The 15642-nt window shown below is 54.4% G+C and carries 12 protein-coding genes; 1 reads left to right on the top strand and 11 read right to left on the bottom strand.

All coding sequences use genetic code 11. From position 1 onward, the window contains the following. From H5P30_RS19165 to H5P30_RS19155, 3 genes are all read right to left on the bottom strand, one after another. Positions 1-313 (bottom strand): transposase (locus tag H5P30_RS19165; protein ID WP_185691333.1); only part of this gene is annotated, 313 nt, incomplete at its 3' end. A gap of 128 nt (positions 314-441) precedes the next feature. After that, a complete protein-coding gene (locus tag H5P30_RS19160; RefSeq protein WP_185694526.1) occupies positions 442-1206 on the bottom strand; it encodes a M48 family metallopeptidase in 765 nt (254 codons plus the stop codon). A 204-nt stretch (positions 1207-1410) separates the two neighbouring features. Next, positions 1411-1980 (bottom strand): YceI family protein, encoded by a 570-nt coding sequence (locus H5P30_RS19155; RefSeq protein WP_185694525.1) that lies wholly within the window; start codon positions 1978-1980, stop codon positions 1411-1413. 119 nt (positions 1981-2099) lie between these two features. Here H5P30_RS19155 and acs point away from each other — a divergent pair, with 119 nt between their 5' ends. Continuing rightward, on the top strand, positions 2100-4067 hold the full coding sequence (acs, locus tag H5P30_RS19150) for an acetate--CoA ligase (RefSeq protein ID WP_185694524.1): 1968 nt from the start codon (positions 2100-2102) through the stop codon (positions 4065-4067). A gap of 457 nt (positions 4068-4524) precedes the next feature. On the opposite strand, the gene ptsP is transcribed toward acs, so the two are convergent. From ptsP to H5P30_RS19110, 8 genes are all read right to left on the bottom strand, one after another. Then, positions 4525-6312 carry a phosphoenolpyruvate--protein phosphotransferase gene (gene ptsP / locus H5P30_RS19145; protein ID WP_185694523.1) on the bottom strand — a complete coding sequence of 596 codons (1788 nt, stop codon included), beginning with the start codon at positions 6310-6312 and terminating at the stop codon, positions 4525-4527. Positions 6313-6330: 18 nt separating this feature from the next. Further along, positions 6331-7233, bottom strand: coding sequence for a 4-(cytidine 5'-diphospho)-2-C-methyl-D-erythritol kinase (gene ispE, locus H5P30_RS19140; protein WP_185694522.1), 903 nt, complete (start codon positions 7231-7233; stop codon positions 6331-6333). Between the two features lie 252 nt (positions 7234-7485). Beyond that, positions 7486-8190, bottom strand: a complete 705-nt coding sequence (gene phoU / locus H5P30_RS19135) for a phosphate signaling complex protein PhoU (protein WP_185694521.1) — start codon at positions 8188-8190, stop codon at positions 7486-7488. Positions 8191-8249: 59 nt separating this feature from the next. Continuing rightward, on the bottom strand, positions 8250-9050 hold the full coding sequence (gene pstB / locus H5P30_RS19130; RefSeq protein ID WP_185694520.1) for a phosphate ABC transporter ATP-binding protein PstB: 801 nt from the start codon (positions 9048-9050) through the stop codon (positions 8250-8252). 46 nt (positions 9051-9096) lie between these two features. Beyond that, on the bottom strand, positions 9097-10656 hold the full coding sequence (locus H5P30_RS22785; protein ID WP_185694519.1) for a PstA family ABC transporter permease: 1560 nt from the start codon (positions 10654-10656) through the stop codon (positions 9097-9099). A gap of 29 nt (positions 10657-10685) precedes the next feature. Next, positions 10686-12260 carry a phosphate ABC transporter permease subunit PstC gene (gene pstC, locus H5P30_RS19120; RefSeq protein WP_185694518.1) on the bottom strand — a complete coding sequence of 525 codons (1575 nt, stop codon included), beginning with the start codon at positions 12258-12260 and terminating at the stop codon, positions 10686-10688. 132 nt (positions 12261-12392) lie between these two features. Continuing rightward, positions 12393-13202 (bottom strand): phosphate ABC transporter substrate-binding protein, encoded by an 810-nt coding sequence (locus tag H5P30_RS19115; RefSeq protein ID WP_185694517.1) that lies wholly within the window; start codon positions 13200-13202, stop codon positions 12393-12395. A gap of 717 nt (positions 13203-13919) precedes the next feature. Further along, positions 13920-15638, bottom strand: a complete 1719-nt coding sequence (locus H5P30_RS19110; RefSeq protein ID WP_185694516.1) for a GAF domain-containing protein — start codon at positions 15636-15638, stop codon at positions 13920-13922. Positions 15639-15642 lie beyond the last annotated feature (4 nt).

The following is a 15642-nucleotide window of genomic DNA, read 5'->3' as shown; positions in this document are numbered from 1 at the left end:
CTTTTTTTAAGATGTCGCGCTGACGACGCAGTTGCTCGTTCTCCCGGCGCAAACGCTTTAGCTCCGAGGCTTCATCAGGATCGGAGGCTCCGGAAGGCATCTCCCCCGGCTCACGCCGGTCTCGATCCCTTCCTTCTCCTCCGATCCCAGCTGCACGATTACGCCATAATCTCAGCGTGTTCGGGGAAACTCCCAGTTCTTCAGCTACGTGCTTGAGAGGGCGAGCACTACTGATCAGAAGATCAACAGCTCCCTCGCGGAACTCACGGGAATAGGCAGGTTTGGTTGGTGGCATATCGGTTATCCTTTTCATTTGCACCGAGCTGTCCAACATATCAGGGGAAGCTCAAGCGTGGGCGGAGGGACAACGTGGGCGGAGGGGCAACGTGGGCGCAGCTGAAGCTACTGCCCTACTCTCGTGCAGCTTCCGCAAACGGGCTCCTACCGATCGACCCGCATCCAGCGGGCGCCGTCGCGGTCGAGTTCGGCCTCGTGCTCCGTCCGCTGAGGGTCGAGTGAGGAGAGTAACTGGTGAAAATTCTTGGAATGATCCAGATGCCGCAAATGAGCCAGTTCGTGGAGAATGACGTGATCCTGGGCTCCGGGCGAAAAAAGGAGCAGTCTCCAATTGAGAGAAATGGTCCCATTGCGGGAACAGGAACCCCACCGGCTTTTCTGATCCCGGACGGTAACCCGACCTGGTTCGAAACCATGCCGACTGGCCAGTTCACGCACGCGCTGCTCTAAGGAAACGGCCGCGACCTTGCGCAAGAGCTTTCTCAAAGCCGTCTCACTCGGATCGGAATTGCGTAATTGAAACAGCCCCTCTGCCCGCTTCTCGTCATAAATCCACTGGCTTCTCCCCGCCTCCACTCGCCGAATCGAGACGGCGATCCGGCGTCCCTCCATGGAGATAAATGGGCTCCGGGAAAAATGCTCTTCGAGACTTAGGACCGGGGAGAGGGATGCAGCTTGATCAATAACCCAATCACGGTTGGATTCGACAAAATCTCTGGCCTTTCGCATCGAGCAATTCCACGGGACCGCGATGATCAGTCGGTTCTCGTAGTCGAACGACATGCGCAGGCGCCGTAGCCCCTTGCGTCGCTGAAAAATAGCCCGAGGAATCACTTCGCTCACAAATTCCCGACTCACCGTCTCCCCTCCGGGAGCCGATGTTTCGCATTCGATTGGCCGTCCACTCATTGCTGCCTATACGCAGTTCTCATTCCAAAAAAATAGCGTGATAGCGGTCCGAGAATCAAGCTGGATCATGACTCTCCACGGACCTTTGAAGAACGGTAATTTTTCAAAAAAAATCCGGCAGTGGAAGGATTTCCACTGCCGGATTGAGAGAAGATAGATGTAGTGAGTGATTGAGTGTCTGCCCTCTATTTAGGCAGAAATTTTTCAGGCTTCGGGAGCTTCGATGAAGATATCGATGTCGACTTCGTTTCCGACGATGCCCTGGCCATAGTTGATTCCCCAGTCGCGGCGGTCGATGGTTCCGGTGATTTCCCAACCGGAGACCAATACACCCTTCTGGTTTTTCTTGGCGCCTAACATTTTAGCGACCAGATCCACTTCCTTGGTCTGACCCGCCATTGTCAAATCTCCCTTCACGTCAAATTCGTTGTCTCCAGTTTTCTCCCACGAGGTGGACTTGAAGGTAATTTCCGGATTGGCTTCTTCATTGAAGAAATCATCGGACTGAAGGTGGTCATCGCGCTTGTCATTATCGGTATCGATACTTTCGACCTCGATTGAGGCGGTAGCGCTACTTTTCGACGGATCCGCTTCATCATAAACGATGGTCGCTTCAAATTCCCCAAAGTTTCCGGGGATCGGCGTGAAGAAGTGACGGATCTTAAAATTGATGCTAGAGTGCGCGGGATCGGCCTTGAAAGTTTTTGGGGCGGCAGAGGCAAGGGATGCGAGAGCTACTAATGAGGCCGTTGCAAGAATGAAGGATTTTTTCATGATTGATTTTGGGTGGATTTCCAGTTGATCGAAAACTCGATTCATGGTCCATTAAGAGACGCTAATTTGTTCTGTCAAATTTACTGATAACTTTTCCCTAACCAACAACCCCAATAATAATGAGTGAGTCGATCCAAAGCCTCTTGGAAAGTGTATCCAAAGAAAACCGAAGTTTCCCCCCTACTCCCGAGTTTGCGGAGAAAGCCCGAGTCCGGTCGATGGAGGAATACGAGGCCGAGTACCAACGCAGTATCGACGACCCCGAGGCCTACTGGGCCGAAATCGCCTCCGAACTCCACTGGTTCAAGCCTTGGGACCGCGTTCTGAATGAGGACGAAAAGCCCTTTTTCAAATGGTTTGAGGGCGGGAAGACCAATCTCGCCTACAATTGTATCGACCGTCACATTGAGAATGGTGATCGCAACAAGGCGGCCCTGATCTGGGAAGGCGAACCGGGCGACTCCCGAGTTCTTACCTATTTCGACCTTTATCGGGAGGTGAATCAATTTGCCAACGCGCTCAAGAAGCTCGGCGTCGGCAAGGGTGACCGCGTCGCCCTCTACCTCCCCATGATCCCGGAGTTGGCCATCGCCACCCTCGCCTGTGCCCGCATCGGCGCGGTGCATACCGTCATTTTTGCTGGATTCTCCTCCAATTCGATTCGCGACCGCGTTCTCGATTGCGGGGCGCGCTGTGTCATCACTGCCGACGGCGGATGGCGCCGGGGGCAGATCCTTAACCTCAAATCGATCGTCGACGAAGCGGTTGAAGGCGTCGATTGCATCCAGGAAGTCATTGTCGTGAAGCGCGGTCATGGCGACCCCTTCCCCTGCCGGATTAAGGAAGGCCGCGATCACTGGTACCACCGCATCGTCCAGGACCAATCGATTCACTGCGAACCCGAGCAGCTCGATTCAGAGGACATGCTCTTCCTCCTCTACACCAGCGGTACCACCGGCAAGCCCAAGGGCATCATTCACACGGTCGGTGGGTATATGGTCTATGCCTACCAGACCACGAAGGTCGTCTTCGACATGCGGAAAGAAGATGTTTACTGGTGCACGGCCGATATCGGCTGGATCACCGGCCATAGCTACATCCTCTACGGTCCCCTCCAGAACGCCGCCAGTGTCGTCATGTACGAAGGCGCCCCCAACTCCCCCGACAATGGTCGATTCTGGGACATCGTGGAGAAATATGGAGTCACCATCTTCTACACCGCTCCGACCGCTATCCGCGCCTTCATGAAATGGGGCGAAAAATGGCCGAATGCCAAAGATCTTTCCTCCCTTCGCCTCCTCGGAACCGTGGGAGAGCCGATCAACCCGGAAGCGTGGATCTGGTATCACAAAGTCATTGGAGCTGACCGCTGCCCGATTGTGGATACATGGTGGCAGACCGAAACCGGTGGCATCCTCCTCTCTCCGCTTCCTGGGGCCACTCCTACCAAACCCGGCAGCGCAACCCTCCCTCTCTTCGGGATCGACGCCGCGGTCCTCGACGACGAGGGCAACGAGCAAAAAGCCGGCATCTTGGCGATTCGCAAACCGTGGCCCGGGATCCTTCGCGGGATCTATGGGGACCCCCAGCGCTTCAAAGACACCTACTGGTGCAAGTGGAACGGTGAATACTACTTCCCGGGAGATGGAGCCCGTACTGACGAAGATGACTACTTCTGGATCCTCGGTCGCGTGGACGATGTCGTCAATGTCTCCGGACACCGGATCGGCACCGCCGAACTCGAGAGCGTCTTCATTGAGCACCCCTCCGTGGCCGAGTCTGCGGTCATTGGCGTCGCCCATGAGATTAAGGGACAAGGCCTTGTCGCCTTCATCACCGTTCGCGAAAATGCCACGGCCGACGAAAAGCTGGAAAAGGAATTGAAGGATTTGGTCATCAAGAGCATCGGTAAATTTGCCGTTCCGGAAAAGCTGATCTTCTCCGGCGACCTCCCCAAGACCCGTTCCGGGAAAATCATGCGCCGCCTCCTCCGCGATATCGCCGAAGGCAAGGCGCTGGGGAATGTCACGACCCTCGCCGACCCCAGTGTCGTCGAAACCCTGCGCAAGAAGTATCAAGAGCAGTAAGAATCCGAGGGAAGACTTTCGCGGGCGTTATGAGAAAGTAACGAGAGCATCTTACTCTCGGTTTGCGTAGCCTGAGAGAGCTGGAAGCTCTCACTACTTTGGCTCGGATGCTGAGGGAGTACTTCTGCGGGCGGTAAGAGAAGGTGGCGAGAGCATCTTGCTCTCGATTTGCGCAGCCTGAGAGAGCTGGAAGCTCTCACTACTTTGGCTCGGATGCCGAGGGAAGACTTTTGCGGGCGGTAAGAGAAGGTGGCGAGAGCATCTTGCTCTCGATTTGCGTAACCCGAGAGAGCTGGAAGCTCTCACTACTTTGACTCGGCTGCCGAGGAATGACTTTTGCGGGCGTTAAGAGAAGGTTGCGAGAGCATCTTGCTCTCGATTTGCGTAGCCAGAGAGAGCTGGAAGCTCTCACTACTTTGGCCCGACTACTGAGATAAGGCCTTCGCCGTGCACCTCCTCAGGGGAGAAAATCTTCGCCGACAGCGTCTTTCATGACGCCACGGTAGAACTCGCGGAGGCGGCGGAAGATTTGGCGGGGGCGCTTGAGGGAGAGAATCTCTTCGGTCAGATCCCGGGCGCTGCCCATGGAAATGTGGCGAATCATGAACTTGACCTCCGGAATCAAGCTCGGAGACATGCTCAATTCATCCGCTCCCATCCCGACGAGGAGAGGAACATAAACCGGATCACTGGCCATTTCCCCACACACTGCGACAGGCGTATTTTTCTCGTGGGCCATATCGATGACGGCCTTGATTGTCCGCAGCACACCGGGGTGGCTCGGATCGTAGAGGTGCGCAATGCTGTCGTTCACCCGGTCGACGGCCAGCATGTACTGAATCAAATCATTCGTTCCAATACTGAGAAATGAGCAGTTTTCGGCAATGACATCGGCGGTGTAGGCAGCACTCGGAATCTCGATCATGCTCCCGACTTCAATATCTTCGGAATACGCTTCGCCGCGCTCCTTCAACTCCAGCTTGCACTCTTCCAGCAACTGGTTGGCCTCCAACAGTTCTCGGACCCCACTAATCATGGGATACATCAGACGCGCCTTTCCATAGGTGGCGGCCCTCAAGACTGCTTTCAATTGCTCTTTGAAAATTTCCGGATTTTTCAGGCAGTAGCGAATCGCCCGAAAACCCATGAATGGGTTCTGCTCCCGCCCAAATAGGTTCCCTGGAAGTTCCTTATCGCCGCCAATGTCCAACGTGCGAATCACGACCGGAAGCGGAGCCAGTTGCTCGACCACTCTTTGATACTGGTCGAACTGCAAGTCCTCCGAAGCCAAGGCTTGGCGCTCACGGAGCACGATGCCTTCCGTCCGGAAAAGGCCGACACCCTCGGCACGGCTCTCCAAGACACTGGGGATTTCGCCCGCTTCTTCGATGTTGGCCATGATCTTGACCTTACTGCCATCGACCGTCTCCGACGGGAGGGCCACCTTCGACTCGTAAATCTTCCGGATCGTATCCCGTTTCTCCGAAATTTGTCCGTAGCGATAGAGGGAATCGACGGTGGGATTCACGATCACCAAGCCGTCATATCCATCCACGATCACGGTGTCCGAGATCTCAATCAGCTCACTGGCATTCTCCAGCCCCACGACCGCAGGCACCTTCATGGAGCGGGCCATAATCACTGCGTGACTGGTGCGACCGCCACTTTCGGAGACAAATCCGAGGATCCGCTCGCGCTTGATCTGGGCCACATCACTGACGTTGATCGAATTCGAAACCAAGATATGAGGTTCGGAAAGCGCATCCGTCCCCATCGACCCGAGAGAAGTCTCACCAAGAAGATTCGAGAGCACCCGCTTGGACACATCACGGATGTCAGCGACCCGCTCCCGGAGGTATTCGTCCTCCATCGAGTCAAAGAAATCAATATATCGGCGGGCCACCAAAGCAAAGCAGTGTTCGATATTGTTCCCACTGTCCTCCACCGCCGAAATAGTTTCGTCGATCAGGGCTTTGTCCTCGAGGACGAGGAGGTGGGCGTCAAAGATCTGCGCTTCGGATTCCCCGATTTTACGGGCAATTTCCTGCCGTACGCGGAGAATCTGCGACCGCGTCTGCAGCAATGCCTTTTCGAAACGGTCCTTCTCATTCTCGAGCTTGGACTCGGGCACACGATAGACGGGAACATCCACCTCCTGGTGCTGAAATACGAACGCAGGACCATGCACCACCCCAGGAGCAGCCGGGATACCGTTTAGTATGATCTCTTTATTTTCTTCAGACACCTGACAGAAACCCCAAAATTAGGGCTGTGTAACCAACCTATCTTTATTTCCCAAAAACCGGGTTTCAATCATAAATCCTTCACCATCGAGGAGCTGATCACAGAGATCTGCCATCTTTTTCCTGTCAGATTCTCTACGAGACAAGACAAAAGCACCACTGCCACTACCCGTAACGGCACATTCAGAGAGCCCGATCTTTCTCAAAAGGGCGAAGAGAGTGTCATAAAAAAGATACTTGGTCGCCAGAAGTTTCCCGAGATCGTTGCGCATCGTCCAGCCGAAATCACCTTTCTGAATTGATCGCATCAGGTCCTCTAATTGTTTCTCCGCGAAATCAGACGCCGTGTACTTTCCCCTTTCCGCCATCTTCCGGAAAAGATCGACCGTAGAGCTGAAAAACCCCGGATTGAAGAGGTGGACCCGTCTTTCCTGGAGGAAATCTGCCAACTCGGGAGCGGGCTGGAGCTTCTCCCCCCGCCCTCTCATAACGACCGGGCCATCGACGAGAAACAAGGGACAATCCGAGCCCAATTCTTCAGCCACCTCGAAAAGATCATCGGCACTCAGCGGATTTCCGCACAATTGATTCATTCCCCGCAAAGCGCAGACCGCATTGCTGCTGCCGCCCCCAAATCCACCACCCGACGGGATTCTCTTCGTTAGCGTAAACTCGAAATGGCGATCAAGCCCCGACTTGCGGCGAAAAGAATTCGCCGCCTTGAGGATCAAGTTACTCCCGTCGAGAGGGATTCCCGGTTGATCGCATCGAAGCTGATCGCTTTCTCCCGAGCACTCGACGATCTCCAAATCATCACCAAAAGCCAGAGGGGCCACCAAAGAGAGAAGGGAATGATACCCGTCCGGCCTTCTTCCTGTTACTGCCAGGAAGAGATTTATTTTGGCTGGTGAGAAAAGTTTCATCGTGGAAGTGAAGCCCCTATCACTAGTCGTAGAAGCAAAATTTCAGTGAGTTTTAGCTACAGGATAAGAGCAGTCAAACTCTTTGCCAGGGCCTAATCCTCACCGATATTGTGTCGAAGTAAATCCGCTATGTTCGACAAAGCAAATTCGGGTGCCCTCGATACGAAAAAGGCCCGGAGTGCTAGACCCCGGGCCACAATCTCATTCAGAACGAAAAATGCAGCCGCCAAGGGCTGCTATTCGAAAAATCAATCAACTGATTCCCGGAGGAGGATTGTTGCCTCTTTTGATTCCGGCGTGGCGAACTTCCTGCCCACTATGAAGATAGATCACTTCCTCGGCGATGTTGGTCGCGTGGTCGGCGATCCGCTCAATCGACTTGGAGATGAAGACCAACTCGAGAATCGTCTCAGTCTGCTCGCCCCCTTCGGTCAACATGCTAGTGAACCCCTGAAAATTACTGCGGTTCATCGAATCGACCTGCTTATCCGAGCGGATGATCGAGACGCATTTTTCTACGTCCTCTTCAATAAAGGCCTCGATGGCATCGCGGAGCATCTCCACCGCCAACCCTGCTGCCTGGGGGATCGATACGAGATTCTCAGGAAGGTTCTGTCCATTCGCAGCCGAGTTGAGAATACGCCCTACTCGCTTGGCGATACTGGATGCCTCATCCCCGATGCGCTCAATATCATGGGAGGTCTTGATGGCGACAGCGATCAGTCGCATGTCAGCCGAGACCGGCTGATAAAGGGTCATGTAGCGAACGGCCGTCTGGTCGATTTCGACCTCAAGTGTATCAATTTCCCGGTCTGCTTCGATGACCTCATTGGCGATCGTCGCATCCCGGCGAGTCAACGCCTCCATGGCGCGACTGGTGTTGTGCATGGCTTTTTCAGCCATGAGAACGAGTTTTTCTTTCAGCTGCTTCAGCTCGACGTGAAAGTTGCGGTCCATGATTAGTGATGTGGAATGTCTTGGTTCGTATTGGGGAAGGAGAGAGATCTTGATCCCGATCAACCAAACCGACCGGAAACATAGGCTTCGGTCTGTTCTTCCTTCGGGTTCATGAAAATTTTCTCGGTCATATCATACTCGATCAGTTTACCGAGATAGAAGAACGCAGTTTTATCGGAAACGCGAGTGGCTTGCTGCATGTTGTGGGTGACGATGACGATCGTATACTGCTCTTTCAACTCGGAGATCAGCTCCTCGACCTTTGCCGTGGCGATCGGGTCCAAGGCCGAGCAAGGCTCATCCATGAGGAGAATGTCCGGCTCAACCGCAAGTGCGCGGGCGATGCAGAGGCGCTGTTGCTGCCCTCCGGACATTCCCAAAGCACTGTCATTCAAGCGGTCCTTCACTTCACTCCAGAGTGCGGCGCCGCGGAGGCAGCGTTCGACCACTTCATCGAGGCGGGAGCGCTTGTTGATGCCCTGGATCCGCAGACCGTAAGCGATGTTCTCGTAAATCGACTTCGGGAACGGATTCGACTTCTGGAAGACCATCCCCACCCGCTTACGGAGTTCGATGACGTCGACGTCCTGATGGTTGATGTCGACTCCGCCAATCTCAATATTTCCGGAGGTAATCTTCGCGATTGGGACCAGATCGTTCATCCGGTTGAGGCAACGCAGGAGAGTACTTTTCCCGCAGCCCGAGGGTCCGATGAAGGCAGTGACTTCCTTCTCATTCATCGACATGTCGATGTTGAAGAGTGCCTGCTTTTCGCCATAGGCAAAACTAAAGTCATTGACCTCAATTACGGAGGGTTTGGCGGTATCGACGGTAGCGGCGTCAGATTCTTGTTCTTTCATGGTGAATCAAATCAAAGGTTATCAATCAGTATAGCGGCGTTCAGGATTACCACTGGTATTTCTTGCGGGCACGGACTCGAAGGATGATCGACGCAAATGCAATGAGCCCGACGATGATCATAAAGACGAAGGCCGTCCCATACTGCATTTTCTCGGTGTATTCATTCTGTGGAATCTTCAAGCTCACCACATAGATGTGATACGGGAGAGCCATGACCGGCTGCATAAACATATTCCAGAAGCCACTATCCCAAGGCATCCCGGGAGCGGAGGCGTAGGCCGCCGTGAACATGATCGGAGCGGTTTCCCCGGCGACCCGGGTAATCCCCAGAATCGAGGAAGTCAGAATTCCCGGCATGGCATAAGGCAGGACGTTGGTCCGGATAGAGGTCCACTTCGTCGCCCCGAGAGCCAAGGAGCCTTCCCGGAATCCTTTGGGGATGGCCCGCAACGATTCCTCACTCGCGGCGATAATTACCGGAAGGACCATGAAGGCCAATGTAAACGCACCCGCCATCAAGGAGACGTTCCACCCTTGAAAACTGAAGACTACGGGACTCACGACCTCGGTCTTCGCCGTTGTTTTCTCCGAGGCGGGCGTCATCGAGATGAACTCCTTCCCGGGGAGAGGAATGCCAAAAAGCTTCCAACGTTCGGTAGTCACAGCAAACTCCTCGGCGTCGGGATTCCTTTCCAGAACAGCCTTACCATCGTAGTGCTCGGCCTTATCACGCGGAACGATGGAAACGGTCTCCACGTTCTTGATGGGAGTGCCCATACTCATCAGCGTATCCTCACTGGGTGCATCCGTAAAGACCGGCGCGGTTAAGACGAAGGCCCCAAAACCGAAGATCCCGAATACGATCGAGGGAACACCAGCCAAGTTGAGGATTGAGAGGCGGATCGTGCTGAGCATCCGACCCGGTCTGGAGTATTCGCTCAGGAAGATGGCGGCGAAGGTGCCGAGCACCAGAGCGATGAGAACCGCTCCAATGGTCAACATAAAGGTCCCGACGATGTTTGGAAGAATCCCTCCGCCCGAGTAGGCATAGTTCTCCGCCCCGACATAGTCGTCCAGCGGGATCCCCTTCTCCCGGCGCCAATCGTCGAAAGTCGTGGAAGCCATTTCCAGCTCCTCGTAGGATTTGATCTGGAGATTGACCCCCTGCTCTTTCAGGAAGCTAGAGAACTCCGCCGGAGCCATCGGTGCCTGCTCCTGATAGTTGAAGAGAAAGACAAACTTACCATGATGGTAGTCGATCTGAGAAATGGCCCGGTTTTCATCACGAACCGCCTTACTGAGCTGCTCGCCGGACATTTCCTCCATGCCCTGATCCGTTTCGACCGTATACCAATCAAAGACATACAGCGTCTCCGGAAACCCGGTAAAGAACTCGGTGTTGACGAAAGGAAAGCTCGACTTGAACACCGTCTTGGAGCCGTTCCAGGTGATATCGGCGAAAATGTAGGTGGCGAAAATGACGATCCCGTATGTGATCGCGCGAAATCCCCAGAAGGAGACCGCCTGAATCGTCTTTGCCCGGGTGGGACGCCGCCCAAAGGGCGAGTTCTTCACCTTATCTTTTTCTGTAGAAGAGTCGTTCATGGATAGTTCCTCAATCCGCAAGTCATTCCTCAGTCAGCCGAGACTTTGAAGCGTTTCACCACTTTTTGGGCGATAAAGTTAATTAAAAGAGCGATAAAGAAGAGCACGATCCCCACCATGAACAAAGCACGGTAGTGGAGGCTTCCGTTCACCACTTCCGGAAGCTCTTGGGCGATAATTCCTGTCATCGTATGAACCGGCTCAAAGATCACGGCCGGGCCGAGGCCCAAATCCGGAATTTTGATTCGATTCCCCGCGACCAGAAGCACCACCATGGTCTCACCGATCACTCGTCCAAATCCAAGCAGGCAGGCCGAGATGATCCCGGAGAGTGCAGTCGGAACGATGACCCGGATCGTCGTTTGCAAGGAGGTCGCCCCCATCGCAAAGGAGGATTCCTTGAACGCTCGTGGGACGTTGTTGATGGCATCTTCAGTGAGTGTGAAAATGGTCGGCACCGCCATCAGGGCCAAGAGAACCCCGGCGACGAAGGCATTCAAGCGTTGCTCGAGCCCCAAAAGATTCTGCAGCACCTCCCCGAAAACCACGATTCCGAAAAAACCAAGGACGATCGAGGGCAGTGCCTCAATGAACTCGATATACGGTTTGATAAAATTCTGCTCTTTCTTGGTGGCGATTTGATTGACGTAAATGGCCGCCCCCACACTGAAAGGAACCGAAATCGCGATCGCGATCACGGCGATCAGAAACGATCCCGATAGAAGCGGAAGAATCCCGTAAAACTCCTGCCAACTCGTCCCCGTCAACCAACGCTTGCCAAAAAGGAAGGCAAAAACGGAACGATACATCGGCACCGGCTCAAATTGTTCCCAGTTCTGCAGTTTTTCCACATAGACCGGGTATTGCTCGACAAACTTTGGCAAGAGAGTCCGGAAGCGCTTCACATCCTTTTCGAACTTCTCAATCGTCGCATCGGGGACCTCCCCTTCCAGCTCGGCCAATTGCACCTCCATCTCCGAGGTGATGGCCAGGTATTCGTCAAACTTGGCCTTCAGCGGAGCGACCCGTTCGCGCCAGTATTCCTCGGTAAAATCGGTGATCGGAATATTTTGCGCCAGATCCTCTTTTCCGGCTGCGATCAGGTTGTTGCGTCGCTCCAGATTCGACTTATTCGCGTAGTAATCATCCTTCGTCACCTTAGCGATCGTCCGCATCTCCGAGAGCAAGCGCTCGAGGGGACGACCCGCTGCAGAGAATTCCTGCCCGAACGTAAACTCGTCCGCCAGCTTCTCCTTGATCTCGGCAAACTCTTTACCCTCATCGTAGTAGATCGCGATTTGATCGTTCCGGATCTTGTCGTAAAATTGTTTGAGGGCGATGTAGTCCCCCGTCTGTTCGCCGATAATATCGACATATTGCAGGCCTGCCCGTTGGTAGACCTTCAGGTCTTCGCGATATTGCCCGAAGAACCCTGCTCCTTCCTTGAAGAGAAAGATCGTAATCAAGCCGAGAATCAGCAGTGCGACAAATGCATTGCCTCCGAAAAAGTATCGGATGAAGTCGCCCGAATTGAGCCCCATCATTTGGAACCGATTCGATCGACTCAGCGATTTGCCGGAAAATTCGCTCTTCTTGTCACCCATGAAAGGAGTCCAGTTGAAATGCTCTCCGTTGGAGATGCGAAATTAGATTGGGAAATGGTTGGATCGAAGAAAAAAGGAGGACCACGAGAATGGACCCGCGGTCCTCCAAAGAGAGAAGAAGTCTTCTATCCCTTACTTGACGGGAATGAAGTCAACCTTCTTGACGATCTGCTGACCGGCGAGGCTGAGTGTGAAGTTGATGAACTTCGCAACGTCAGCGTCGGTTGGGAAACCGTTGGTCAGGTAGTAAAGAGGACGAGCCAAAGGATACTTTGGGTTGTCGGGAGCCATGCCGTTAACCGGAACGACCTTCACCCCTGGAGTGTCGATGTAAGCAAGACCGACATAGCCAACGCCATTCGGGTTGTTGGCGACTTCGGAAGCGATTTGCTCGTTACCGGCCATCTTTTGGGAATTCACGGCGTATTCACGACCGTCCATAGCCAACTGCTTGAAGACCGCGTAAGTTCCGGAGGAAGTGTTACGAGTGTAGCAGGAGATCTGGCCTGGCTTACCGGTCATGGAAGCCCAGTCAGAGACGTCGCCGGTGAAGATCGCTTCGACTTGGTCGAGGCTAATTTCGGTGATCGGGTTCGACTCGTTAACAATGACGCCGATACCGTCGAGAGCCACGGTGGTCTTCATGATGTGAACACCATTAGCTTCCGCCTTGGCCATTTCCGAATCCTTGACGTCGCGGCTCGACATGCCGATTTCGGCGGTGCCGTCGATGATGGCAGCCACTCCAGTGGAGGAACCTTCAGCGGCGATGGCGAAGTCAATGGAAGGGTTCTGAGCCTTGAAGGCTTCCGCGATCTGCGGAACCATCTTGGCACCGAGTGTGTCGGATCCCTTGATGACGATAGTATCGGCTACAGCTGAGGAAAGAGCGAGCCCTGTCGCCAGTCCGATGGAGCTGAGGAATTTTAATTTCTGGTTCATTCGTTGTCTGATTTTGGTTTTGAGTATCAGTGAAGCTGAAATCGATCAGCCGTCCCCATTGATTCACTTCCTGACATCTTCTCACAAGGGCAAACAGCCTCTCGTCTGTTACATTGCCGTAACAGAATTTTGCAGGGCAAAGAATGCGCACATCCCGAAGCCGAAGCGCGGAGATTTCCCGTACCACAGGCTGCCAGCCTGTGTCCAAACACTACACACCCTCTCCAAATTCCAGAGTGCCCGAACCGCTCTCCTCCAATCGATTCCTCTATAAACCCTGCATCTCGGCGGAGGGGCACCGTGGGCGCAGCTGAAGCTGCGGCCCTACTCCCCGTACCACAGGCTGCCAGCCTGTGTCTAAACGCTACACACCCTCTCCAGATTCCAGAGTGCCCGAACCGCTCTCCTCCAATCGATTCCTCTGTAGACCCTGCATCTCGGCGGAGGGGCACCGTGGGCGCAGCTGAAGCTACTGCCCTACTCCCCGTACCACAGGCTGCCAGCCTGTGTCTAAACGCTACACACCCTCTCCAGATTCCAGAGTGCCCGAACCGCTCTCCTCCAATCGATTCCTCTATAAACCCTGCATCTCGGCGGAGAGGCACCGTGGGCGCAGCTAAAGCTACTGCCCTACTCCCCGTACCACACATTTGTGTACCCGCTCAGCCTTAGCTGCGCGACGACCTCCCCAGAACGCGACCTCCGGCTCTTCCTGGATCAATTCCCGCCGTGCAACAGGGGAAGCCAGAGCTCGAAACAGGTGCCGCTGGCCCCGGTCCAGGAGAGATGGATATCCCCCCGATGAGAGCGAACAATTCGTTTGGCAATGGAGAGGCCCAGTCCGGATCCGTTTTTCCGTCCGGTGAGGAAAGACTCAAAGATTCGGTCGCCGATTTCCGGGTCGATTCCGCAACCGGTGTCGGCAATCGAGATTCTCACGCGATTCCCCTCTTCGGGATCGAGACGAATCCGAATCTCTCCGCCTCCGGTCATGGCGTCGACCGCGTTGATGATGAGATTCAGCAAGGCCTGTTGAATCTGGCCCTTATTGACGTTGACCTCACTCTCACGCACGTCGGGATGAGAGGAATACACAAGTCGCACATCCGCCTGAAAGAGCTTCATCCGCACGAGCTGAAGGGTCTCGCGAACAATCGACTCCACCTTAAAACGGCCCCGCATCCCATCTCCTGACTTCCCAAAGTCGAGAACCCGGCCGACAATATCTTCGAGTTGGGAAATTTTTTCGCCAATAATGCGGATATCCTCATGGCGTGGATCCTCCTCTTCGAAATCAAAATCCACCGATTTAAAGAGAAGCTGCATCACGGTCAAAGGATTGCGGATTTCGTGAGCAATCTCGGCCGAAAGCAGTCCCAGTGTCGTCAATTTATCATTACGATTCAGGGACTCCTCCGTCTCGAAAATCCGGCGATACAGGCGTGAATTCTCAATGGCCACAGCCCCCAGGCTAGCCAGCCCCTTCATCACCTTTTTCTCATCATTGTTGAAGCGATGAAGGGAATCAGTGTAAGCACACAACACCCCAATCCCCTGGTTCTCAAAGGACAAGGGAGTCGCCAGCATCGAGATGAGACCAAACTTCTGAACGACGGGAACGAAGTGGTGCTCTTCCGTCCTCGCCAGGTCGAGGACCTCGACTTGACGTTGGTGCCGAATCGCCGTCCCCACCGAACTCTCATCGAGGGAGAGTTTCTCCTGGTAGGGATCATCCCAACCGTCTCCCCGGATTGAGTGCAGTTCGAGGAACTCCCCTGAATCGTCGAGGAGGAAAATCGCGGCAAACCGGGCATCGATCAGATCCCGGGTCGCGGAGGCAATCGCATCGAGAACCGTGTTCAGATCCTTTTTCGAGACAATCGATTGGCCAACCCGCAAGAGGGTCTCCATCTGGCGGGCCGTGACCCGCAATTGCCGCACCGCCCAGAGTTGTTGAATCGCCCGCGTCGCTTCTCGCGTCAGCAGACGCAGGAGGAGCACATCGTCCTCTGAAAAGGTATTCGGTTGGTTGCTATCCAGGTTGAGGACACCGATCACCCTCCCCTTGTCCTCCATCGGTACGGCGAGCTCGCTGAGCACGTCCTCCCGCAGGGCGACGTAGCGCGGATCATTGCGGGTATCTTGAATCAACAACGGCTCCCCATGGAGCGCAACCCAGCCAGTCACCCCGACTCCCAGCTTGAGCGGAAAGTCCTTTACCGTGATCGGAAGTCCACTGGCCGCCTCGATCCGCAGCTCGCGGCTATCTGGATGAATCAGTGCGACGGAGGCACTGCTGGCCCGAAAAACCCTGACCATTTCGTCAAGAATGACCTCCAAGGCATCCTGTGGATCCTCAGTTTCCCCGACCAGACTGCTAATCCGGTACAGAGATTCGATTCCCCGATTGTCCGTGTCCCCTGTATTGCTCGCCATCGAA

The organism is Puniceicoccus vermicola (assembly GCF_014230055.1).
In the GTDB taxonomy this organism is placed as follows: Bacteria; Verrucomicrobiota; Verrucomicrobiia; order Opitutales; family Puniceicoccaceae; genus Puniceicoccus; species Puniceicoccus vermicola.
The sequence above is the reverse complement of the archived record's forward strand: the minus strand, read 5'-3'. Positions and strand labels throughout refer to the sequence as shown.